19 protein-coding genes and 1 other annotated feature are annotated in these 24,568 nt (G+C 41.7%); of the genes, 2 read left to right on the forward strand and 17 right to left on the reverse strand.

Annotated features, from left to right (window positions below; genetic code table 11):
- Positions 1–17: 17 nt before the first annotated feature.
- The 5 genes from CEF17_RS12285 to CEF17_RS12305 form a co-directional block, all read right to left on the reverse strand.
- Positions 18–596, reverse strand: a complete 579-nt coding sequence (locus CEF17_RS12285; RefSeq protein WP_100399780.1) for a Maf family protein — start codon at positions 594–596, stop codon at positions 18–20.
- Positions 597–717: 121 nt separating this feature from the next.
- Positions 718–1,728 carry an SPOR domain-containing protein gene (locus CEF17_RS12290; RefSeq protein ID WP_157843030.1) on the reverse strand — a complete coding sequence of 337 codons (1,011 nt, stop codon included), beginning with the start codon at positions 1,726–1,728 and terminating at the stop codon, positions 718–720.
- A gap of 176 nt (positions 1,729–1,904) precedes the next feature.
- Positions 1,905–2,633, reverse strand: a complete 729-nt coding sequence (locus CEF17_RS12295) for a prepilin peptidase (protein ID WP_100399782.1) — start codon at positions 2,631–2,633, stop codon at positions 1,905–1,907.
- 195 nt (positions 2,634–2,828) lie between these two features.
- Positions 2,829–4,109 carry a bifunctional folylpolyglutamate synthase/dihydrofolate synthase gene (locus CEF17_RS12300; protein WP_100399783.1) on the reverse strand — a complete coding sequence of 427 codons (1,281 nt, stop codon included), beginning with the start codon at positions 4,107–4,109 and terminating at the stop codon, positions 2,829–2,831.
- A gap of 75 nt (positions 4,110–4,184) precedes the next feature.
- Positions 4,185–6,833: a valine--tRNA ligase gene (locus CEF17_RS12305; RefSeq protein WP_100399784.1), complete on the reverse strand. Its 2,649-nt coding sequence runs from the start codon at positions 6,831–6,833 to the stop codon at positions 4,185–4,187.
- A 121-nt stretch (positions 6,834–6,954) separates the two neighbouring features.
- Positions 6,955–7,188, reverse strand: a binding site (T-box leader).
- A gap of 254 nt (positions 7,189–7,442) precedes the next feature.
- On the opposite strand from CEF17_RS12305, the gene CEF17_RS20405 reads away from it, so the two are divergent.
- Positions 7,443–7,664, forward strand: a complete 222-nt coding sequence (locus CEF17_RS20405; protein WP_198508967.1) for a hypothetical protein — start codon at positions 7,443–7,445, stop codon at positions 7,662–7,664.
- Here CEF17_RS20405 and CEF17_RS12315 read toward each other — a convergent pair.
- The 8 genes from CEF17_RS12315 to hemA all read right to left on the reverse strand — a co-directional run bounded on the left by CEF17_RS12315 (position 7,643) and on the right by hemA (position 16,760).
- Positions 7,643–8,647 (reverse strand): protein kinase family protein, encoded by a 1,005-nt coding sequence (locus tag CEF17_RS12315; RefSeq protein WP_100399786.1) that lies wholly within the window; start codon positions 8,645–8,647, stop codon positions 7,643–7,645. The genes CEF17_RS20405 and CEF17_RS12315 overlap by 22 nt on opposite strands.
- The gene (locus CEF17_RS12320) at positions 8,637–9,911 is read right to left on the reverse strand and encodes a LysM peptidoglycan-binding domain-containing protein (protein WP_100399787.1); all 1,275 of its coding nucleotides are present in this window, start codon (positions 9,909–9,911) and stop codon (positions 8,637–8,639) included. Before CEF17_RS12320 ends, CEF17_RS12315 begins: the two co-directional genes overlap by 11 nt.
- A gap of 281 nt (positions 9,912–10,192) precedes the next feature.
- Entirely contained in the window at positions 10,193–11,479 is a 1,287-nt protein-coding gene (hemL, locus tag CEF17_RS12325) for a glutamate-1-semialdehyde 2,1-aminomutase (RefSeq protein WP_100399788.1), read from the reverse strand.
- A gap of 148 nt (positions 11,480–11,627) precedes the next feature.
- On the reverse strand, positions 11,628–12,608 hold the full coding sequence (hemB, locus tag CEF17_RS12330) for a porphobilinogen synthase (RefSeq protein WP_100399789.1): 981 nt from the start codon (positions 12,606–12,608) through the stop codon (positions 11,628–11,630).
- Positions 12,608–13,390 (reverse strand): uroporphyrinogen-III synthase, encoded by a 783-nt coding sequence (locus tag CEF17_RS12335; RefSeq protein ID WP_100399790.1) that lies wholly within the window; start codon positions 13,388–13,390, stop codon positions 12,608–12,610. Before CEF17_RS12335 ends, hemB begins: the two co-directional genes overlap by 1 nt.
- Positions 13,387–14,322, reverse strand: coding sequence for a hydroxymethylbilane synthase (hemC, locus tag CEF17_RS12340; RefSeq protein ID WP_100399791.1), 936 nt, complete (start codon positions 14,320–14,322; stop codon positions 13,387–13,389). The genes CEF17_RS12335 and hemC overlap by 4 nt, the downstream gene beginning before the upstream one ends.
- A gap of 200 nt (positions 14,323–14,522) precedes the next feature.
- Positions 14,523–15,353 (reverse strand): cytochrome C assembly family protein, encoded by an 831-nt coding sequence (locus CEF17_RS12345; protein ID WP_100399792.1) that lies wholly within the window; start codon positions 15,351–15,353, stop codon positions 14,523–14,525.
- Positions 15,354–15,371: 18 nt separating this feature from the next.
- On the reverse strand, positions 15,372–16,760 hold the full coding sequence (hemA, locus tag CEF17_RS12350; RefSeq protein ID WP_100399793.1) for a glutamyl-tRNA reductase: 1,389 nt from the start codon (positions 16,758–16,760) through the stop codon (positions 15,372–15,374).
- 390 nt (positions 16,761–17,150) lie between these two features.
- Here hemA and CEF17_RS12355 point away from each other — a divergent pair, with 390 nt between their 5' ends.
- Entirely contained in the window at positions 17,151–17,645 is a 495-nt protein-coding gene (locus CEF17_RS12355; protein WP_100399794.1) for a LiaI-LiaF-like domain-containing protein, read from the forward strand.
- A gap of 164 nt (positions 17,646–17,809) precedes the next feature.
- Here the strand turns inward: CEF17_RS12355 and yihA are convergent, their stop codons facing one another.
- The 4 genes from yihA to clpX all read right to left on the reverse strand — a co-directional run bounded on the left by yihA (position 17,810) and on the right by clpX (position 24,211).
- Positions 17,810–18,403 (reverse strand): ribosome biogenesis GTP-binding protein YihA/YsxC, encoded by a 594-nt coding sequence (yihA, locus tag CEF17_RS12360; RefSeq protein ID WP_054635075.1) that lies wholly within the window; start codon positions 18,401–18,403, stop codon positions 17,810–17,812.
- A complete protein-coding gene (gene lon, locus CEF17_RS12365) occupies positions 18,378–20,723 on the reverse strand; it encodes an endopeptidase La (RefSeq protein WP_100399795.1) in 2,346 nt (781 codons plus the stop codon). Before lon ends, yihA begins: the two co-directional genes overlap by 26 nt.
- Before the next feature lie 357 nt (positions 20,724–21,080).
- Positions 21,081–22,757, reverse strand: coding sequence for an ATP-dependent protease LonB (lonB, locus tag CEF17_RS12370; RefSeq protein WP_100399796.1), 1,677 nt, complete (start codon positions 22,755–22,757; stop codon positions 21,081–21,083).
- Between the two features lie 182 nt (positions 22,758–22,939).
- Positions 22,940–24,211, reverse strand: coding sequence for an ATP-dependent protease ATP-binding subunit ClpX (gene clpX / locus CEF17_RS12375; protein WP_100399797.1), 1,272 nt, complete (start codon positions 24,209–24,211; stop codon positions 22,940–22,942).
- Positions 24,212–24,568 lie beyond the last annotated feature (357 nt).

A 24,568-nucleotide genomic window follows, 5' to 3' on the forward strand; every position in this document is an offset into this window, starting at 1 on the left:
GAGAAGAGACCGATTCCTCAGTTATTAAAATAGGGATAAACGTCATATTTTCTTAGTTCTCTCACTAAACGAGCAACAGGAAGCCCGACAACATTAAAGTAATCACCATGTATTTCTTTCACTAAAAAGGAGCCTATGCCTTGAATTCCGTAACTTCCTGCTTTATCAAAAGGATCTTTTGTCTTCACGTAACTTTCTATTTCTTCAGAACGTAAAGGATAAAAAGTCACATCTGTCTTCTGGTGAAAGGAAAATGTTTGTTCAGGAGAAATTATCGATACGCCGGTATAAACGTGGTGCGTAGCATCAGATAAATCCGCTAACATTGTTCTGGCCTCTTTTTCACTCTTTGGCTTGCCCAGAATCGTATTATTGAATACTACAACTGTATCTGCACCAATAACTACACTCTCTGGGAAGTCTTTTGCTACATGCTTTGCTTTATGAACAGCTAAGCGTTCTACCGTACTTGCAGGAGAATTACCAGGAATTATTTCCTCGGGGATGTTGCTTTTTACGACTGTGAAGGAAAAACCTAGTGTGGAAAGAAGTTCTTTGCGCCGGGGGGATCCTGAGGCTAAAATAAGAGAATTCATAAGGGGCAACCACCTTTTCAATAAGATACGTAATGTATCTATTGTACAAGGTGCAGGTCTAGTTTACCAAATGCCCCATATATTTTCAATAATATTCTGAAACCTTCGAGAAACGTTTGTTCTATTCTACACCTTCAATAAATTTCTCATAAGAAAGTACTGTTTTCATTGCTTCCTGATGACTCTCTTGTGCAGAGGAGCCATTTTCAGCTTTTTCAAAAGCTATTTTTAAGTTTTCAAAGAAAGCCTGTCCTTCTTCGGGAATTTCTCCTTTCACTTTCTCGTATAACTGCTCTGCTTCGGCTGCATCTTGCGACAGCTCCACACTTGCGGAACTGCTTATAGCGCTTCCTGATTGGTCAAGTAAGCTCTCCAGTGAAGAGCGGCTCTTTTCAAACCAAAGCTTACCGTCATCACTCCATGAATCCAGAACAGGAGCAGGTATGTTTCTGGTTTTCAGGAATACTTCACTTCCCTGCTCATTATAATAAGACTGCATTACAGAAGCATTTTCCCGGGAGGGCATCATCCCTACCAGCAAATAATATAAATCACCGTCGTCGGTTAATAATGTTGGGAACCCTTTCTGTTCTAACCCTGCTTTCATCTCTTCTCCTTTTTCAAGAGTCGAAAAAGCTCCAGCCTGCACTATATTAAGATTCAACTCATTGTTATAGGAAGCAGCAACTGCAGAAGACTGTTCAGCTGAGGCAGGAAGTGCAGAGGAAGATGTGCTCGCTTCGCCTCCTGGGCTGCCAGTTAATAAATGAAGAACAATAAAGCCAAACAATAATCCCATAACCATTGCTCCGCCAATAATCATAGATATCTTTAACGGCAAACCTTTGAAAGTATCCTGAAAGCGTCGTTCATTTTTCTTTTTTTTACGATTAAAGGGGAGGCCGGGACTCAAATCTCTCTTACCATCATCCCAAAAGGGGGCTGTCTTTTCTTTCCATTGTTTTTTCTTTTTTCCAAAGTCAATGACTTTCAGCTGCGGGGACGAATCGTCATCTTCCTTCTCCTTTCCATCCTCTTTTTCCGTAAAAGAAAGAGGCTTGGACTCCCTTTCTTTCTCTTCATCCTTACCATACAACTTAAAGGAGAGACGGTTATTATTATCTTTACTCATGAACATAAACCCCTTCCCACGTAGCCTTTCTGTTCATTAGCCTGTCCTCTGTACTGATTTCACCTTATCATACGCCTTGTAAAAAAGAACAAGACATTTGTCGCCTTGTTCAGGACTTTTTAGTCTGTTCGTTCTGACATCTTCAACAATTTATTTACCTAACCTTAACCACTTATTTATAAGTATAAGCCTGTATACCACTTTATGACTTTTTCACCACTGAAAAGGCAAATCAAAGCTCCTAAGACGATAAAGGGGCCAAAAGGGAGAGGCTTCCCCTTTGCTACCCGGCCTGTTATCATTCCTATTCCACCTATCATACTGCCTATACATATGGATAAGAAAAAGACGAGAAGTACTTCTTTCCAGCCAAACATAAGGCCAAGGACAGCAAACAGCTTAATATCTCCACCTCCGATTCCCCCATTGCTTACCAGGGCGATAACATAAAGGAGAACAAAGCCTGTGAAAGCTCCTGCAAACGGACCCCACCATGGATCTAATGGAGCGACGCTCATTCTTAAAAATAGAAGAACGCCCCCAGCAGTAAGGAGTACCTTATCAGGAATAATCATGTATGCCAGGTCACTTACAGTAATAATCATGCACATGGAAAGAAAAACAAGCGATAGTGCAAGCTCCCATGTAAAGCCAAATACAAGCCAGGCAGATAAAAACAAGAGCCCGGTGGAAAGCTCTATAAGCGGGTAAAAGAGGGATATGGAAATACGGCATGTGCGACACTTGCCTTTTAGAAAGAAGTAGGAAAAGAAAGGAATTAAGTCAATGAACGTTAATGGGGTATGACAAGAAGGGCAATGAGAACGAGGAGAAACTACCGAAGTACCAATGGGAACTCGCAAACCAGCCACATTGAAAAATGAACCCATTGTAAGACCTGCCATAAAAAAATAGACTCCTAAGATCCAGGCCACCACAACACCTGCCTTTCATTATAGTGAATTATTTTATCAAGTTTTTTCCAAGTTGTTCAATTTATTGTACCATAAAAACTTTTTTTAAACGTGTATAACTTCTTCTTAAGGAGCTTTTATTAAAAAAGCCAGATGTTCTTTATAAATGAACATCCGGCTTCTTATTTACTGTTTTATTTCAGAAATGAAGTATAAGGACCCACAAATGACAATGACATCATTCATGGATGCAGATTTCTTTGCTTCCTCCATAGCCGTCTGCCAATTTGGCACTTCCTGCATCTCAAAAGGAGACTTCTCTTTTATTTCAGCTGGAGAAGCAGCCCTTGGAAAATCAAACGGTGCTGCAAAAGCAGACCCTATGCGAAGAGATGACAAGGGCAAAAGGAGTTCATAGGCGTTCTTTTCTTTTGTCATAGCAAAGATAATATGCACAGCTTTATCAGGGTAACGTCTATTCAGCGCTTTGGCCAAACTTTCCATTCCCTCTTTGTTATGAGCTCCATCAAGGATGATTGTTGGCTTTTCCTTAATAATTTCAAACCTTCCCGGCCAGTTCGCCTTTTTCAGCCCGTTACTGATGTGATCGTCATCCACGGGAAGAGCATAAAACATTTTTAAATACCCAATCGCCATCAGAGCAGCAGCAGCGTTTTTCACTTGATGCTCACCTTCCATCTCAATACGGAGCTCAGGGTAATGTTTGAACATAGAAGAAAAAGAAAAGCTCGAGCCAGTTTCAGCCTCATTATTATTGTTTATAAAAAATTCTTTTCCTAATGTATACATTTTCGTGCGATTTTGCTCCACGGTCTCTTTAAATATGGCAAGAGCTTCTGGCTTATCTTCGCACGTAATCAGAGGCACGCCGGATTTTACAATCCCTGCTTTTTCTTTTGCAATCTCCGGAATGGTCTCTCCTAAAATATGCTGGTGATCGTGACCTACATTTGTGATCACACTAACCATTGGGTGCATAGCAGTGGTAGAGTCGAATCTCCCTCCTAAGCCTACTTCCCAAATCACAACATCTGGGTAAGCCTTTTTTGCAAAGTAAAGAGCAGCAATCACTGTCAGGACTTCAAACTCTGTTGGTGCTCCAAGAGGTGTAGTAGCAAGCTGCTCTGTCAAAGGTTTCACAGCCGCTGCATATTCAAGGAAATCTTCTTTGGATATTGAATGTCCGTTAACTGAAATTCTTTCGCGGAAATGGGTGATATAAGGAGAGGTAAAAGTCCCGACTTCAAGGCCGGCTTCGTTCATCATGTACCTTAAAAAAGTAACCGTCGATCCTTTTCCATTTGTCCCGCCCACTTGAATAGACTTAATACTCCGCTCAGGATTTCCAAGGGCATCCAGCATATAGTTTACTCTTTCTAATCCTGGCTTGATTCCTAAAGGCACAAGGCTATGTAACCATTCTTTCGCTTCCTCATATGTATTCATTGTTGTTTCTCCCTTCTTAAATGAACAAAGAGCCACCGCGGAATATATGCGGTGGCATCCCTGTCATACTAACTCCTACGCTTTCAGCTCCTCAATTCTTGCAATCACCTTATCTCGTTTTTCCAAATAATCCTGTTCTTTTGCTTTTTCTTCATCAACGACTTTCTGAGGAGCTTTTTTGACAAATCCTTCATTTGAAAGCTTCTTTTGCACCCGCTCTACTTCTTTATTAAGTTTTTCTTTTTCTTTTTCCAAACGGGCAATTTCCTCTTCCAAATCGATAAGCCCTGCCAGCGGAAGAAATAATTCTGCTCCTGTCAACACCTGAGAAAGAGATTTGTCAGGTGGAGTAAGGTTTGTTCCTATCGTCATCGTTTCAGGGTTACAGAATTTTTCAAGATAGGCCTTGCCTCTTTCCAGCTGATTTAGTCTCTCTTCATTTGCTGCCTGTATTTGAATTTCAATTTCTTTGCTAGGGGGAACGTTCATTTCTGCTCTTGTGTTACGTACGGAACGGATGATCTCTTTTAACAGCTCCATATCCTTTACTGCGCTTGTATCCTTTAGATTTTGCTCAGATGTCGGCCAGGAAGCCACAGTAATCGACTTTCCTTTGTGGGGAAGATGCTGCCAAATTTCCTCTGTAATAAACGGCATAAACGGATGGAGAAGACGCATGGTCTGATCAAGAACGTAAGCCAGCACAGATCGTGTGGTTTTCTTCGCTTCTTCATCTTCCCCATAAAGCGGGAGCTTCGCCATTTCAATGTACCAGTCACACAGATCATCCCAAATAAAGTTGTAAAGAAGACGTCCTACTTCGCCAAATTCATAGGTATCCATCAAGCGCGTTACATCATCGATGGTTTCCTGCAGCCGAGTGAGAATCCAGCGGTCAGCGATTGTTTTTTCTCCGCTTATATCGATGTTTTCATAGCTTAACCCTTCCATGTTCATGAGAGCAAATCGAGAGGCATTCCATATCTTGTTCCCAAAGTTCCAAGTAGACTCTACCTTCTCCCAGTGAAAACGAAGGTCATTTCCTGGACTGGTGCTTGTCGCAAGGAAGAAGCGCAGGGCATCTGCTCCGTATTTATCAATGACATCCATCGGGTCTACCCCGTTACCAAGAGATTTGCTCATTTTCCTGCCTTCCGCATCACGCACCAGGCCATGGATCAGTACGTCCTTAAACGGACGCTTGCCAGTAAACTCAAGGCCTTGAAAGATCATCCGTGAAACCCAGAAGAAGATAATATCATAACCAGTAACAAGGACGTCTGTAGGATAGTAGCGTTTGTAATCTTCTGCTTCTTCATCCGGCCATCCCATAGTGGAAAAAGGCCATAGTGCAGAACTGAACCATGTATCAAGCACGTCTTCATCCTGCTCCCAGTTCTCACTGTCAGCAGGTGGCTCTGTACTTACATGTAACTCACCTGTTTCCTTGTGATACCAGGCAGGAATTCTGTGTCCCCACCACAGCTGACGGGAAATACACCAGTCACGGATATTTTCCATCCATCTTAGATAGGTTTTTTCAAAACGGTCAGGTACAAAGTGAACTTTTTCTTCCTCTTTCTTCTGCAGGTCAAGTGCTGCGTCTGCCAAAGGCTCCATTTTTACAAACCACTGGGTAGATAAATATGGCTCGACTACCGCCCCGCTTCTTTCTGAATGTCCGACAGAGTGTACATGATCTTCAATTTCAAACAGAATCCCTTCATCCTGAAGATCTTTTACAATTTGCTTTCGACATTCAAACCGATCCAATCCCTGGTATTTCCCTGCATTTTCATTCATTTTTCCGCCTTCATCCATCACAAGAACTCGCTCAAGGTTATGGCGGTTTCCAATTTCAAAATCATTAGGATCATGGGCAGGAGTGATCTTCACAGCTCCGGATCCAAATTCCATATCTACATAATCATCAGCCACAATTTCTATTTCTCTCCCTACAATAGGGAGAGTCACTTTCTTTCCGATCAGGTCTTTATATCGTTCATCCTCTGGATGAACAGCCACCGCAGTATCTCCAAGCATCGTTTCAGGTCGAGTTGTCGCGACTTCAATGTGGCGGCCGGAACCATCAGCCAAAGGATATTTCATATGATAAAAGTGACCCTGCAGGTCCTTATACTCCACTTCAATATCTGATAAAGCCGTCTGGGTCGATGGGTCCCAGTTAATAATATATTCTCCCCGGTAAATTAATCCTTTGTTATAGAGTCGGACAAATACTTCTTTTACTGCCTGGGAAAGTCCTTCGTCCAAGGTAAAACGTTCACGTGAGTAGTCCAGCGACAAACCAACTTTAGACCACTGTTGACGGATAAAGTCTGCATATTCTTTTTTCCATTCCCAAGAAGTTTCAAGGAACTTTTCTCTTCCAAGATCATAACGGCTTTTACCTTCTTCTTTGAGCTTGCCTTCCACCTTTGCCTGTGTTGCAATCCCGGCGTGATCCATGCCTGGAAGCCAAAGCATATCGTAGCCCTGCATCCTTTTTGACCGGGCAATAATATCCTGCAGCGTTGCATCCCAGGCGTGTCCTAAATGTAAACGGCCCGTAACGTTTGGGGGAGGGATAACTATCGTGTAAGGTTCTTTCTTTTCATCTCTTTCTGCTTCAAAGAACTTCCCTTCAAGCCAGTACGGATACCATTTTGCTTCAGTTTCCTGAGGATTATATTTTGTAGGCATTGAAACTTCTTTATTCGACATATTCATTCTCACTCCTTAATTAGCATCAGTTGAGACGTTTGTCATCCATCTTCCTGATTGCTGTTATGACATCAATTTGAGTACCATCACTAAAAAATATCATAAAAAAAGACTCTCCTCATCAAAGGACGAAGAGAGCCATTCGCGGTGCCACCTTTGTTCACAGCAACATATGTATAAAGCAATGCTGTACACTCTGGACAGATAACGGATGTTCCCGGCTTCTCCTACTGTTCTGTTCAAAGAAGCTGCTCAAGGATGACTTTCCATTCTTCCTGCCTAAGGAACTTTACAGCCTGGAGTTCCTCTCTCTGAAGGTGGATAGGAATGTACTTCTTCCTCTCATAGCATGATTATAAATGTATGTATAACACTACAGTATTATATTATATTTTACTCTTAAACTGTTTTTTTCGTCAATGATTCGTGTGTTTTTGTTACTTGTTTCTATCAGCTCACTTCTCCGCAACAATTCAAACGTACGTGCATAAACTATACAATAATACTTTGAAGGAGTCTTGATTTTATGGGACATTATCCAGGTTATTACGGTCCCCCTCCATATAAGCCCCCGCACAAGAAAAAAAAGCGCCGGTTTCGCTGGCCTTTATGGATGAAGCGGCTGCGGCAGGCTTTTGCACAGCTCCTTTTGCCTTTGGTCTGCTTTCAGTTACTCAGAACGTTATTTCTCCCCACTACAGTAGACGTTTTCCTTTTGATATTTCTCCTTATTCTTTACTTGTATTTCCTTTTTACATCTTAATCATACACGGTTGGTCACTTCCTATTAGAAAACAATCCCCTTCCGCTCAGGAAGGGGATTGTTTATAATGCTGCTCGTATAAATGAGAGGAAAAGCCATATAAGCGTTTATACAGCCGGACGTGAAGCTCCACCAACCTGACATACTCTTTTTCTAAGGCCCTTGACCTCTTTGCTTGATATTCTTTTATAGGAGAAATCAACGAATAGGGAGAAAGCAGGTGGCTCAAAAATAAGGAACGATCCGCTTCCGCTAATGGAAACTGTTTTTCATATACCGTTATCCAACGATAAGCATCTATGTTGTCCCATAACCCCTTTTCAAAGCTGTCCCTAAAAAAATATGCGAGGTCCCATGCCGGACTGTCGTCTCTTGTTTTTTCAAAGTTAATTAAATACGTGTTTCGCTGGCTGTCTATGACTGCATGTTCTACTGATGGACATCCATGGCACCTCACAGTCCGAACTTGCTGTTTTTCTCTGCTGATCTCAAGCCAGGTGTTAAAGTGCTTTTGTGATTCCTGGTAAAGCTGATGGATAAAAGGAAAATGAGTCAGGACCGCAAGCTCAAAAGGAGAGAAGTAATGTTTGCGTTCTATTTCATCAGCATATCGTTCCAGTTCTAACAATTCCCTTTCCTTTTTTCGCTGCACTTGTTCCCCAAAAGAAGTTACGTACTCATCTGCACTTTCTTCCATTCTTTCGCTAAATCGATGCATAAGTCCCAGCGTCTCAAGTATACGTTCTTCTTTCCCGGCAGCGTGTCTCGTGTCTTCAAGCACCCAGGGCATAAGGTAATACGTGGCGTTACTTCCTTGTACTGCAAAGTCTCCGTAGCGGTTTGGATATAAAGGAACAACAGAGTATATTTGCTCTCTCTCAAAGTAACGCATGGTTTGTAAAAAACGATCCAGGGAATCAGCTGGAAACTGTGATTGTTTCAAAGCAAAGGTTCCCTGATAGCATTCAACCTTATAGACGTTTCCAATCCTTTCCCACTTGTTTGGCTTTAACCCGTAACTCTGCAGGGTCTGCTTAATTTCAAGATTCATTTTTTCGAGAGGCTGTTACAGGAATATACAGAATTTCTCCTTCTTCAATATGTTCACTATCCAGCCTGTTTACTCTAAGGAGATGAGAAGTTGTAAGATCATATCTTTTCGCAATGGTATCTAGCGATTCATTTTCTTGAATGATGCACATTTTCAATCGGGAAAATTCCTCTTCGCCCTTCGTGAGTACCTTTGTTAAATATAAAGAGTTCTCATCCTTAGTGGAAGAGGATACAGCCGGCTCAGTCTCTTGTTCTTCAGCTTCCTCACTTTTTTCCTGTTCTTCTGATCTCGGCTCAAAAGAAACCACGGTTTGTTCTTCTTCCCTGTTCAAAGGAACGGTTTTTTCCTCTTCAGGCTCAATCAGCTCCTCCTCTGTTATCTCTTGATGCCGCACCTGATCTTCAGGATATTCCTCTGTTTCTATTGTTTCTTCTGTTTCTTCTGTTTCCTCTATTTCCTCTGTTTCTTCTGTTTGCTCAGCTTTTTCTTCTGGCTCTACTGCTTTCAGTCTTTGATTCTCTTCTAGGCTGCTAGTCCGTTCACTAACCTCTTTATAGGCTGCCAACTCTTCTGGATCCTTTTTATAATAGACACTTACCTGACTTTCACTTTCTTCAGCTTCGGGAAGCTCCGTATTCCTCTCTTGGATTTCTTCATTACCTTGCTTCATTGACGGGAAGATATTATCCCTTTCTTTTACTTCTACATCTTCCTCTTGTTCATACCTCGGCTGATCGGCTTCCTTTTTTGCTTCGGTGAAAAAGGAAGGAAATGACTCAGGCCAATTTTCAGTGTAGGGACGGCTTGATTTCTGTTTTCCACTTTTATGCTCTTCTTTCATGCCAGATATAGTTATATCGGCTGTTAGCTGAATACACCCAGGGTCAGGAAGGTCATAATCAAATCCTTCAACCTGTACGAAAATATCATCTAAGTTCTGTATACGATGTAAAGGAATGGTGACGTCAATGGGAAAGAAATGTTCAATCTCTGCTTCTCCATTTTTATTTACTGTAGCTTCTTCTACTACTTGTAAGTTAGCCCGATGGTCATCTTGTAAAGAATCTTCCTCTTTGTCTTGAATATAGTATTCTCCCTTTAAATGGAGACCACCCTTAATCACTACCTGTTCTTCATGTTCCTCAATTCTAATGTCTGGTTCTAGTCCCAGAGAGATAATTTCCTGGATTTTTTGGCCTTTATTCAGCCAAACAGACTCCTCAATATTAAAGGAAAGGGTTGAGGCATGCTCATGAGTCACAATAACGTCCTCCTTTATTTCACATAATCAACACAGTCTTCTATTAAGTTCTAGCTGTCCGTTTCAGGGCTGGGTGTACAATTACACTCTATGACCTCAAAGAAGTTTTTATGAATAATCTCATTGTTTCTTCCCTATTCCCTCTCTTTTGTTTTGTCAGGTCGGTAGTCATTCTATCTACCAGGTGAACACTCCTTTTCAAGAAGAAAGTAAAGTGGTTACCCTGGGACAAGTACTCAGCTTCCAAAAAAACCCCCTGGCTCGGCCAGAGGGTTTTATTCTTATTTGATTTTCTCAAAAGCTTTTTCTGCTGCGTTAATTGTCGCTTCAATATCTTCTTCTGTGTGCTTCGTTGATAAAAACATCCCTTCAAACTGAGATGGAGGAAGAGAGATACCTTGCTGCATCATTTCTTTGAAATATTTTGCAAACAAGTCTAAATCTGAAGTGCGGGCACTCTCAAAGTCCACAACTTCTTCGTTTGTGAAGAAGAAGCCTACCATAGAACCTGCATGATTTGTAGTATGTGGGATTCCATGGCGTTCTGCGGCTTCAGATAACCCTTCTGCCAAACGCTTGCCCAGTTTATTAAATGTTTCATAATTCTCCTCAGTAAGCTGGTTCAGCGTTTCAAATCCTGCAGTCATAGCAAGGGGATTACCTGACAAGGTCCCTGCCTGATATATGGGACCGCTTGGGGCAATTTGTTCCATGATTTCTCTTTTGCCTCCAAAGGCACCTACCGGAAGACCTCCTCCAATAACTTTTCCTAAGCAGGTAAGGTCAGGTGTGACTCCAAACTCTCCTTGAGCACAGTGGTAGCCGGTTCTAAATCCTGTCATCACTTCATCAAAGATAAGAAGGCTTCCCTTTTCTTCTGTCAGCTGCCTGACCTCTTCCAAAAATCCCGCCTTAGGAGGAACGACTCCCATATTCCCTGCTACCGGCTCTAGAATGACTCCAGCAATGTCGTCACCAAACTTCTCAAAGGCCAGCTTTAGGCTTTCAATATCATTGTATGGAACGGTCAGTGTATTTTCTGCTACCCCTTTAGGGACACCTGGACTGTCCGGCAGCCCTAGAGTGGCAACACCTGATCCTGCTTTGATCAATAGAGAATCCCCGTGACCGTGGTAACAGCCTTCCATTTTTACAATTTTATTTCTCCCTGTGTACCCTCTGGCCAAACGTAATGCACTCATTGTTGCTTCTGTGCCTGAGTTTACCATTCTAACCACTTCAATAGAAGGAACTCGCTCAATTACAAGCTCTGCAAGTTTAATTTCCATTTCATGACTTGCTCCGAAGCTCGTTCCTTTTTCTGTAACCGTCTTCAGCTGTTCTACTACATGTGAGTCAGCATGTCCAAGAATGAGAGGTCCCCATGATAACACGTAGTCAATGTATTCATTTCCATCCAAATCAAAAATTCGGGCTCCTTCTCCTCTTTCCATGTATACAGGGTCATGTTTTACCCCTTTATATGCTCTAACAGGGCTGTTCACTCCACCTGGCATCAGTGGCTCGGCTTTGTTAAATGCTGCCTTGGATTTTTCAAAAGATTTCATGCAAGCACCTCATTTCATAATTTCCATTCTCTCGTTTTCGTTAAGCATTCCCTTATAGGGTATCAAAATTTCCTTACCTTGTCTTATTGCACCTATTTAATTACGTAATAGAGAAAGAGAGAAGGCGGATTATTTCCACCTTCTCTTTTTATTTTTCTTCGTCTATCCATCTGGCAGCGTCTTTTGCAAAATAAGTTATGATTAAATCCGCACCAGCTCTTTTCATACTGGTCAACTTTTCAAGGACAATTTCCCTTTCATTAATCCAGCCATTCATTGCTGCTCCTTTAATCATAGAATATTCCCCAGATACATTATAAGCCACTACAGGGTATCCGGTAGAATCCTTTACTTCACGCATAATATCCAAATAAGAGAGGGCCGGTTTCACGATTAAAAAATCTGCTCCCTCTTCTACATCAGAATTCGCTTCTCTCAGAGCCTCAAGCCTGTTAGGAGGGTCCATCTGGTAGGAATTACGATCGCCAAACTGAGGAGAACTATGAGCCGCATCCCTGAAAGGACCGTAAAATGCTGAGGAAAACTTAACAGCGTAGGACATGATTGGAATATCAATGTATCCGGCTTCATCCAGACCTTTTCTAATAGCAGCAACAAAGCCATCCATCATATTTGAAGGGGCAATAATATCCGCGCCGGCTTTTGCCTGTGAGACTGCCGTCTTCGTCAGAAGGGCAAGTGAAGGATCATTCAATACCTCTCCATTTTCAATGACACCACAGTGCCCATGATCGGTAAATTGACATAAGCATGTATCAGCAATCACTGTAAGTGAGGGATTGTTTTCCTTAATTTGACGCACTGCCCGCTGTACGATGCCGTTTTCTGCATAAGCCTCGGAACCGCAGTCATCCTTTTCTCCTGGAACGCCAAAAACGATAACAGCTGGAATATCAAGGTCCTCCACTTGATTCATTTCCACATTTAACAGATCAAGAGAAAGCTGGTACACTCCAGGCATGGAAGGAACCTCATTCTTTACCTTTTCCCCTTCTACAACGAAGATTGGATAAATTAAATCTTCCTTTCGTAAAAAAGTTTCTCGAACCATGGCCCGTAGTCCAGGTGTTTTTCTTAATCTTCTGTGTCTATGAAAATTTGTTTCCATTATCCTCTTACCCCCTTGATTTCTCTCATTGCCTCCATCATGCCATCAACCGTATAATGCTGAGCTGAATAGATGGATGAAAAACCCTTTCTTTCTGCTTCAGCTTTTGTCACCGGGCCAATACAAATAACTGGAACCTCTTTCACCCACCGCTTCCAGTCATCATCCTCTAAAAGATTTGTGAACGCCTGCACCGCGCTTGGACTGGCAAACGTCAAAATGTCAATCTCTCCACCCTGTATCAGTTCCTTTAAAGCTGGAGCTGAAGCTCTTTCTGCAACATTTCTATAAAGAGGAACTTCTTGAACAAAGATTCCCTGTTTCCTAAGTGTATCAGCAACCACTGTTCTAGCTTTATTGCTTTTTGGAATCACTACCCGGTCCTCGTCGTCCAGAAGAGATGACAACTCTTCCGCCAATACCTCTCCTATAAATTTTGAGGGTACAAAAGAGGCTTCACGTCCATATTTGAGAAGTGCCTGTTTTGTTTTTTCCCCGACGACTGCAAAACGGCACTGTGCCGGAAGTACGGCTTCTGCTTCTGAAATTGCTTCAAAAAAGTAATGAACAGCGTTTGCACTAGTAAGAATTATCCAGCTGTACTTGGTCAGATCATGAAACATTTGAATCAAATCCTGCCACCGTTCTGCTTTTTCCAGCCGAATCAAAGGAAGGACTTCGGCTTTTCCACCTTGCTCCTCAATTCTTCTGACAATCACTGACGCTTGGGTCTGCTGCCTGGTAACCAGTACTTTTTTACCGGCCAGGAAGCCTGGCTTCATGACTGATCCAGCTCCGCTTTAACACGGTCCAGAATTTCAATTGCCCCTCTTTTCTTTAATTTTTCTGCTACTGCTTTTCCTAGCTTTTCAGGATCGGTTCCAGTCTCTGTTTCTTGTAAAATAACAGAACCATCAGGCTCGCCAACGAGGGCTGATAACAAAATCTCCCCGTTTTCATTTAAGGTAGCATACCCCGCAATCGGTACTTGACAGCCGCCTTCAACGCTTTGAAGGAAGGCTCGTTCAGCAAGTACTCGCTTAGCCACACCTTCCTCATGAATATGTTGAAGAAGGTCAATGACCTCCTGATCATCTTTGCGGCATTCAATGCCTAAGGCACCTTGACCGACAGCCGGAAGACAAACGTCAGGCTCTAAAAATTCTGTAATCATTTCATTTTCCCAGCCCATTCTCTCAAGACCGGCAGCAGCTAGAATAATAGCATCGAAGTTCTCTTCTCTCAGCTTTCGAAGACGTGTTTCAATGTTTCCACGGATCCACTGCACCTTTAAATCAGGGCGCCTTGCCAAGATTTGAGCGGATCTCCGCAGGCTGCTTGTTCCGACAATAGATCCAGGCTCTAAGTCATCAAAACGAATATGGTCGTTTGATATAAGTACATCACGAGGGTCTACGCGGTTTGTAATTGCTCCTATAGTAAATTCTTCTTGTAATTCCCCAGGCATATCTTTTAGACTGTGAACGGCCAGATCTATTTCCTTGTCTCTCATGGCCTGTTCAATTTCTTTTACAAACAGACCCTTCCCTCCAACTTTAGATAAGGTTACATCTAAAATCTTATCTCCTTTGGTAACAATCTTTTTTATCTCAAATTCATAAGGAAGATTATATTTTTTTAATTCATTAATAACCCATTCAGTTTGTTTCAAGGCAAGATTACTTTTTCTAGAACCAATAACGATTTTTCGCATACTACGCCTCCACTTTCCTAAGTTTCGATTTCTATTCTACACGAATAGACAAGATACAATCAAAAAGTATAAGAATATTTTTTTAACAGGCATACAGAAAAACACCTTTTATGCCTGCAGTATTACCTGGCCTGCTTCCTTTTTCTAGAGGATGGACATAGAAAGGTGCTTTTATAACTGGAAAAATAATGAGTGCTGTACTATTCATCCCATAGGTGAAACTCCGTTAACTGCCCAAACAAGAAATAATTGATTAACACCACCAGAAAACCTGCCACATTAAGATAAGCCATTGAATAGCCTCTCTGGTTCTTTACCACCCAGAAGTATAAATAGATCCCATACAGGATTAAGATAGCGATAGAACCTAATACCTTGACATCTAGAATAGGCAATGCGTTTAGTTGCGTGGATGCCCAAACGAAGCCAAGAATTAACCCAATAAGGAGAAAGGGAAAACCAAAAGTCGTCATCACAAATGTGAGTCTTTCCATTTTCGGCAGGTTTTCCATTCTCAATAACCTTTTTCCCCACTGTTTTTGCTTAAGAAGCTGGTGCTGAAACATATACAAAACCGAGAATACAAAAGCCAGCGTAAAAGCGGCATAGGAAAGAAGGATAAAGGACACATGAATAACCAAAAGCTCAGATATCAACAAGTCTGTTAACTGGTCTGGCACATCCCCGCTTGGGGCAAACAAACTAAACGACATAATAATAAAACCAACTACATTTGTAAAAAACACTAAAAAATCTACCCGAAAAGACCAGTTAATAATGAGTGATAGGGTGACAAGAAGCCACGCATAAAAAAACAGCCCCTCAAAAGGGGTAATAACAGGCAGACGATCATATTGGACAGCTCTAATAATAAAAAACAGTGTTTGCAATATCCATACGATAGAAAGCAACCAGAAGGCGATTTGATTCACCCTCCGGTTGCTCTGTAGAAAATCAAGAAAATACCCGAGAACACTTAAACTATATAAAACGATGGTTACAACATAAATCACATTTGCTGTAGCAACCACTAGCAGAAAACCCCTCTCCTAAGAGCGGACGATTACATCTTTCGCGTAAGTATATGGAAGCAGTTTCTTTTTCTTTGTCCATTTCTTTTCTGCCTCTTCAACTTTGGCTTGACCCTTCTCGGCTTCTCGTGCCGTTTCCACTTCATCTTCAAGAGCAAAGATTTCTGTAAAAAGGGCCAAAGATTCTTCAGCGTCCGGTTCGCCAGCCAGCTCTTTTACTCTGGTAATAGGATCACGAAGCATTTGATTGATAATACTCTTTGTATGTTTGCGAAGGACCTTCTTATCCCGCTCAGACAATTCAGGCAGTTTTCGTTCAATGCTTTCCATTGTTTCAGCCTGAATGCTTAAAGCTTTTGTACGAAGTGCTGAAATGATAGGCACAACTCCAAGAGTTTGAACCCATTCTTTGAATATTCCTATTTCATCCTCAATCATTTCTTCAATCTTAGCGGCTTCCTTCTTTCGTTCAGCAAGATTGGCTTGAACAATGTCCTGCAAGTCATCAATATCATAAAGAAAGACACTGTCAATCTGAGATAAGGCCGGATCAAGGTCACGGGGGACAGCTATGTCTACCATAAACAGCGGACGCCCTTTTCTCTGCTTCTGGATGCTTTGAAGAAAGGGCTTAGTAATTACATATTCTTCTGCACCGGTAGAGGAAATTAAGATGTCTGCTGTCGCCAGACAGGATTTTAGATTATCCATGCTTTCAGCTTGTCCTAAAAACTTTTCAGCTAATTCTGCAGCCTTTGCATACGTGCGGTTCACCACAGTAACCTGTTCAGCACCATTTGCATGCAAATGCTTTGCTGTCAGCTCACTCATTTTCCCTGCACCTAATATCAAAACCTGCTTTCCTTGAAAATCACCAAAAATTTTCTTTCCAAGCTCAACAGCCGCATAACTAACAGAAACAGGATTGTCGTTAATCTCTGTTTCGCGGTGCGCCCTTTTTGCAAACGTAACTGCTTGTTTAAACAGTTCATTAAAGACAGTGCCTGTCGCCTGCTGTTCCTGAGCCATTGAAAAGCTGTCTTTTACTTGTCCGAGAATCTGGGTTTCTCCAAGAATCATTGAGTCCAAGCCTGTAACTACACGGAACAAATGTTGAATAGCCGCATCGTTTTCCCGAATGTTCACATAAGGACCGAACTCTTCCACAGGAAGATCAAACCACTGAGACATAAATTTTTTAGTAAAATGACGTCCAGTATGCAGCTGATCTACTACTGTATAAATTTCAGTTCGGTTACATGTAGAAACAATCGTACACTCCAGCACACTCTTCATGTCTCGTAATGCTTGAAGAGCCTCCGGCAGCTCATTTTCCTGAAAAGAAAATTGTTCACGTATCTCTACAGGGGTTGTTTTGTAATCTAATCCAGCAACGAGGATATGCATTGGTTGTTCCACCCCCACAAAATATAGCACGATGTGAAATACCTTTGATCTACTCTCACATCATTATAACTTACCCTTTATATAGGTTCTGCCTGAACAGAACTACACATTCAATTTACCAACAAATTAAGCAGCTCTTTTACTCTTCGACAATTATAACATGTCCTAGTCAGAACACAAAAAATAAATTGTGAACAGCAGCTGAATGCTTATGTTACTATGAGAAACAGGGAGATGAACTGTGCGGCTCTGCTTTTTCATCCTTATTTTAATAGGTACTGCAGGCACGTTTTTATTCATTCATACATACAAAGAGCTATAGTAGCCATCTACAACTACTAAACTCTTCTTACTCTCTTCAATATTACAATACGACAGGAGGAGACATTTATGAGCAAAAAAGGAACCTTTCCTGGAGTCCTTTTAATAGGAACTGCACTATTGTTTATTATGGATGAGTTTCAATTACCTTTTTCAGAACAGCTTATGCAATGGCCGACCGTTTTATTGATTATTGGGCTGGCTTTTTTATGCCAAGGCCTGGTTTCAAATGACAACAATATATTTCCAGGAAGTGTTCTTATTCTTCTTGCTCTTCATTTTCATGCTTTATCATTTATTGATGCGTGGCCGGACTATTGGGGAATGTACCCTCTTTTAATTGGTGTGGCCTTTGTTTTTACATACATGAAAACAAGAAAGGAAGGGCTGGCAGCTGGTACAGTCTTTATTCTACTTGGTGCTGGCGCTTTTTTTGCTGACGAGCTTTTTCGTTTGGCAGGTACTGAACTTGCAGGAACCTTTCAAACATTTTGGCCGTTTCTCCTTCTGATACTTGGCATGTACTTTATATTTTTCCATAATAAAAAAGCAAAAAGTAGATAAAATTTCCGTTAAAAGCGGAGTTACTGTTAAGGATATAGCGTTTTGCTGCCTTTTCTTTCTTCCGAGAAACAGAGTGAGGAAGGATCCTGTTTAGGAATGCAGAGCAGATCTTCCAAAACCTTTCTCTATGCAAAAGACAAGAAGCCATCTGGCTTCTTGTCTTTTTACTTTTCGATTAACCTGTAAAGCTCTTTCCATACTTCTTCTTTTCCCTGTGCAGTTTCTGCAGAAAACAAAATCACTTTATCCTCTGGTTCAACTTCCAATGTTTCTTTTACTTGCTTCACATGTTTTTGAATTTTTGATTTTGGCACTTTGTCAGCCTTTGTAGCCACAACAAGCACCGGTATTTCAAAATGCTTTAAATAGTCATACATTTGCTGATCATCACCTGTTGGTTTATGACGAATGTCCACAAGGAGTACTACTCCTCTAAGTTCTTCCCTGGTCTGCATATACAGTTCAATCATCTTACCCCAGGCAGCCCGTTCACCCTTCCCTACTTTGGCAAAGCCATAACCAGGAACGTCAACAAACAGTAATCTGTCATTTATATTAAAGAAATTAAGAGTTCTTGTTTTCCCTGGGGTAGAAGATGTCCTGGCAAGATTTTTTCTATTTAGTACTTTATTAATAAAAGATGACTTACCCACATTTGAGCGGCCTGCTAAAGCAATTTCCGGCAGCCCTGTATTTGGGTATTGTTCAGGCTTGACTGCACTAGTTACAATTTCAGCTTTTGTTACTTTTACTCTCATTTCCCTCTCCCACTAACGCATACTTTAATACCTCATCTAGATGTGAAACCGAAATAAACTCCAAACCGTCTCGTACACTCTTTGGAATGTCTTCCAAATCTTTTTCATTATCCTTTGGTAAAAGAATTGTTTTCAGGCCTGCCCGATGTGCACTCATCGCCTTTTCTTTTAAACCCCCGATAGGAAGCACTCTGCCGCGTAATGTAATTTCCCCGGTCATGCCCACTTCTTTTCTTACTTTTTTTCCGGTTAAGGCAGAAATTAAAGCTGTAGCCATTGTAATCCCTGCAGACGGACCATCTTTAGGAGTTGCTCCTTCCGGAACATGGATGTGAATATCAAGATTTTCATGGAAACCGGGGTCAATCTGAAGCTCATCGGATTTGGAGCGAATATAGCTGAAAGCAGCCTGGGCAGATTCCTTCATCACATCCCCAAGTTTCCCTGTTAACGTCAATTCACCCTTTCCTTTGGCAAGGGACACTTCAATCGATAACGTATTTCCTCCTGCAGAGGTATACGCCAGCCCCGTGGCAGCACCCACCTGGTCTTCCTCTTCCGCTTTTCCATATCGGTATTGGGGTTTGCCAAGCATCTCTTCTACTGTATTCTCAGTGACAACCACTTTCTTCTTTTCACCCGACACGATGATCTTAGCTGCTTTCCTGCATACTGTAGCAAGCTGTCTTTCCAGGCTTCGGACACCAGCCTCACGAGTATAATAACGAATAACCTTTAATAATGCTTCATCCTTAACCTGAATCGTGCCCTTGGTCAAACCATGTTCCTTTACTTGTTTAGGCAGAAGGTATTCTTTTGCAATCATTTGCTTTTCAACCTCTGTATACCCTGCAATCGTTATGATTTCCATTCGGTCAAGCAGAGGTTCAGGGATTGTTCCAACATTGTTTGCGGTGGTAATAAACATCACCTTAGATAAGTCAAAAGGCTCTTCAATAAAGTGATCAGCAAAAGAATTATTTTGCTCAGGGTCTAACACTTCAAGCATGGCAGAAGCAGGGTCCCCCCGAAAATCATTGGCCATTTTATCAATCTCATCGAGTAAAAAAACAGGGTTAACCGTTCCCGCTTTTTTCATCCCTTGTATAATACGCCCAGGCATAGCCCCCACGTACGTGCGACGATGACCGCGAATTTCTGCTTCATCTCTTACCCCGCCAAGTGAAATCCGGACAAATTCTCTTTCTAAAGAACGTGCAATAGACCTGGCAAGAGAGGTCTTACCAACCCCTGGAGGACCTGCAAGACAAAGAATCGGACCTTTCAGTTCTTTTGTCAGTTGCTGGACCGCCAGATACTCAAGCACTCTTTCTTTTACTTTATCAAGTCCATAGTGGTCAGTATCAAGAATGTTTTGGGCGTGATTAACATCAAGTCTGTCAGTCGTTTCACTTTTCCATGGAAGATTTAGTAGCCAGTCGATGTAGTTACGAATGACAGAGCTTTCTGCTGATGTTCCGGGCATCTTCTCATACCTGTCTAACTCTCTCAGTGCCTTATCCTCTACATTTTCAGGCATGTCGGAAGCCTCGATCTTTTCCCTTAACTCTTCTACTTCCCCGCCTTTTCCTTCTTTATCACCCAATTCTTTTTGGATGGCCTTCATTTGTTCTCTTAAATAGTATTCCTTTTGAGTCTTTTCCATGGACTTTTTAACTCTTTGCCCGATTTTCTTTTCAAGTCCCAACACTTCTTTTTCACTGTTTAAAATATCAATGATTTTCATCAGACGATCAGATACAGGTACAGTCTCAAGGAGCTCTTGCTTTTCCGAAACCTTTAAAGGCAGATGGGAGGCCACTATATCCGCCATCCGTCCCGGCTCACCGATATCCTGTACGGAAGCCAATGTTTCACTGGAGACTTTCTTTGACATCTTTACGTATTGCTCAAATTGTTGAAGAACCGTCCGCATTAAAGCTTTCTCTTCTGTATCCTCCTCTTCTGTTACATTGAGGACTTTCATTTCAACTTCAAAGTACTCTTCATTATCAAGGAATCTCTCGATTTGCGCTCTCTGCAAACCTTCCACCAGCACTCTGATTGTTCCATTAGGAAGCTTTAGCATTTGTTTGACTTTCGCAAGAGTCCCTACATGGTATATATCTTTTATATCCGGTTCATCGATGGAAAGATCGGTTTGTGTCGTTAATAAAATTTCGTTATCGTCCACCATTGCCTGCTCCAACGCTTGAACGGACTTATCTCGTCCTACATCTAAATGCATGACCATGGTCGGAAAAACAAGCAGGCCGCGAAGCGGAAGCAGTGGTATGATTCTTTTATTTTGTTCACTCAATTTCTGCACCCCCAAGTATCCTAACAATTTGTAAGCAGAAAATACCCTCTTTATTTAGTCTGGGGTTAAATAAAAGAATAGTTCTGCTATTAGAGATAAAAGCTCTTCAACAGGAGAAAAAAGCTTTCTTCTTCGCCTCGTATTTCTCTATTTTTCTTGTTTTTCTGCCTGATTATATTGAAAACCGGCAGCTAAAAGTTTCTGAAATATAGGCATGTACCTATGTATAAAAAGCCCGCTTACCATGAAAATGAACAGCATTGCGGGCATTTTTAATTTACCGCTTACAACGTCTTTATTAATTTTATCTTACTGAATCTGCCTTTGTCTATCTAGAGCCCTGTGCTTAAAGCTGTCCTATATTCCGATGGGAGAAAAAGATCCTGTTGCCGGCACTACGGCTTCCTCTTCATTTTTCTCTCTCACTTCTTCTACTAGTGCAAGCTTCATGACTTCGTTAAGGCTCGCGACAGGTATCACAGTAAGGTTATCATGGCGGTGCAAGACAGTTTGATCATTCTCTTTTGGAATAATCACAGTATCAGCACCAGCTTTAAGGGCAGCTTCTACCTTAGGTACGATACCGCCAACAGGCTTCACGGATCCCATAATCCCAATTTCACCAGTCATGGCAATCGTATTTTTCACTTTTAATCCTTTTATCGCAGAATAAATGGCAATTGCCATTGCCACACCGGCTGACGGACCATCAACAGGTGTCCCTCCTGGAAAATTAATATGAATGGAGTAATCCTGCACAGGAACATGGAGCGAGCGCAATACGGTTAATACATTTTCAACAGAACTTTTGGCCATGCTTTTTCTGCGAATGGAACGGATTTGTGTCCCAGAATTCTCTTCCTCCGCAATCCCTGTAACAGTAATATCTCCTTTGCCTTCTACTTTTCTGGCCGTTGCTTCAATTTCTAACAGCATTCCCATACCCGAACCATACACCGCTAGTCCATTTACATACCCAACAGCAGGGTGCTCATGAATTTTTCGTTCAGGTCTCGGGGTTAGCCTGCTGGAATGGACAACCCATTCTATATCACTTGCCGTTATAATCTTTCGGTTATCTCCGGAAGCAAGGCCAGAGGCAATTTGGATTGTATTCACAGCTTCCCGGCCGTTTTGTGCATATTTAGCAACAAGTTCCAGGGCTTTCTCTTCAATGTCAATGCCCATTTTCTCTGAAGCCTTTTTGGCAATGACCTGCATTTCATCTGGCTGTAGAGCTCGAAAAAAGATTTCTAAACAGCGTGAGCGAATGGCCGGCGGGATTTCTTCCGGGTTTCTCGTCGTTGCCCCCACAAGGCGAAAGTCAGCCGGAAGGCCATTTTGAAAAATATCATGTATGTGGCGGGGAATTTGTTGATTTTCTTCATTATAATAAGCACTCTCAAGAAAAACTTTTCTATCTTCCAGTACTTTTAACAGTTTATTCAATTGGATGGAATGCAATTCGCCAATTTCATCAATAAAAAGCATTCCTCCATGTGCTTTCGTCACGGCTCCCTGCTTAGGCTGGGGAATCCCCGCCTGTCCCATAGCTCCCGCTCCTTGGTAAATAGGATCATGTACTGAACCAATTAAAGGGTCAGCGATACCTCTTTCATCAAAGCGTGCAGTAGTACCGTCCACCTCTACAAACACTGCTTCTTTTGAAAAAGGAGAGTGCGTATTTTTTTTGGCTTCTTCAAGCACCACTCTGGCTGCAGCTGTTTTCCCCACGCCTGGCGGTCCATACACAATAACATGCTGAGGGTTAGGGCCGCACAGAGCTGCTTTTAAAGCTCTAACCCCCTCTTCCTGTCCGATAATTTCATCAAAGTTCCCTGGCCTGACTTTTTCAGCCAAAGGCTCGCTTAGTTTTACCGATCTTAGCTTACGTAATTGATCCATTTCTTTACGAGACTCTCTGTCAATAGAGACTCGTTGTGTTCTTTGATTTTTTAGCAGGTTCCAAAAATACAGGCCGATGATGATTCCAAAAACGAGTTGGATCAACAAAGCCACAGCCGTAAAATTCATGGCAGATCCTCCTTCATGATCTATTCTCAGTCCCTGTTAGTATTGCTTGAGGTCCTGCAATTCATTCAAAGGGATACCAGAGATGATAAAAAGGAATGGAATCTGCTGTATGTATTAAAGAAAAAGGACATTGATAATAAAAAAAACAAAACACCCCGGAAGCCCGGGGTATTCCTATGTGTTTACGCACTTTCCTTTGGTGACTTTAACGTTACTTCTTCGCCTTCTTTTGTTTTCAGGATTGGAGTTCCTTCGCCCGTGACACATTCAGCTGTGATCGTACAAGTAGCAATTTCCTCTTTTGAAGGAAGATCATACATGACATCAAGCATGATGCCTTCAATAATAGATCGTAGGCCACGAGCTCCAGTTTTCCTTTCAATTGCTTTACGTGCAATTTCTCTAAGAGCTTCCTCTGAGAATTCAAGTTCTACTTCATCAAGCTCAAGGAGCTTTTGATATTGTTTAACTAACGCATTTTTTGGCTTGGTAAGGATTTCAACGAGTGCTTCCTCATCAAGCTGTTCAAGACTTGAAATAACTGGAAGCCTTCCGATGAACTCTGGGATTAAACCGTAGCGAAGCAAGTCTTCCGGCAGTATTCTGCTCAAATACTCATCTTTTTCAAGGTCTGCTTTTTCAGACTCTGATCCAAATCCAATCACTTGCTTGCCAAGACGCTGTTTAATGATCTGGTCTATTCCGTCAAAGGCGCCTCCACAAATAAAGAGAACATTACTCGTGTCAATTTGAATAAATTCCTGATGAGGGTGCTTTCTTCCCCCTTGAGGCGGAACACTTGCTGTTGTACCTTCAAGAATCTTTAATAGTGCCTGCTGTACACCCTCACCGGAAACATCTCTAGTAATAGACGGATTTTCTGATTTTCTGGCTACTTTGTCTATTTCGTCAATGTAGATAATGCCTTTTTCCGCTTTTTCCACGTCATAGTCAGCTGCCTGGATTAGCTTAAGAAGAATGTTTTCAACATCCTCCCCTACATAACCGGCTTCAGTTAAAGAAGTGGCGTCAGCGATGGCAAACGGTACATTTAAGATTCTTGCCAACGTTTGAGCAAGCAAGGTTTTCCCGCTTCCGGTAGGTCCAATCATACAAATATTACTCTTAGCAAGCTCGACGTCTTCCGAGGTTTTGGCCCCGGAATTTACCCGCTTATAGTGATTATAAACCGCAACAGACAAAGATTTTTTAGCTCTTTCTTGCCCAATTACATAATCATCAAGGATCTCGTTTATTTCGTATGGTTTTGGAATTTCTTCAAATTCCACTTCCTCTTCAGTGCCTAATTCTTCTTCTACAATTTCCGTGCAAAGCTCGATACACTCATCGCATATATATACACCAGGACCTGCTACTAGCTTCCGAACCTGATCTTGTGTTTTTCCGCAAAAAGAACATTTCAGCTGTCCTTTTTCTTCATTAAATTTAAACATTCTTGTCACCCCTTACTTATATATTGTACACGAGAATCCTATCTCTAGTACAAGGAAAAAGCATTGAAAATTCTTTGGTCTGTGCAAGTATTTAAGAAGAAGAAAGAGTCCTTTCTCTATCTAAGCGGGACAATCTATTCTCTTTATAGCCTTACGCTACGAAGTCAAAAAGATTCTTCATTTCGTTATCTTCCCTTCACAGACTTCTTTCAGGCTGAAAAACCGCACGCCGGAAGATGATGTTCCTGAATTGTATCACACATACAAGCTGATTAGAAACATTATACCTAAAGGGTTCTTTTTTCCTCTTTTTCCTGCTTTTCAACCTTTTTAAACCAAAAGGGAACTCATATGTAA

It is taken from the genome of Bacillus sp. FJAT-44742, assembly GCF_002797315.1.
GTDB classification, from domain to species: domain Bacteria; phylum Bacillota; class Bacilli; order Bacillales; family Marinococcaceae; genus Thalassorhabdus; species Thalassorhabdus alkalitolerans.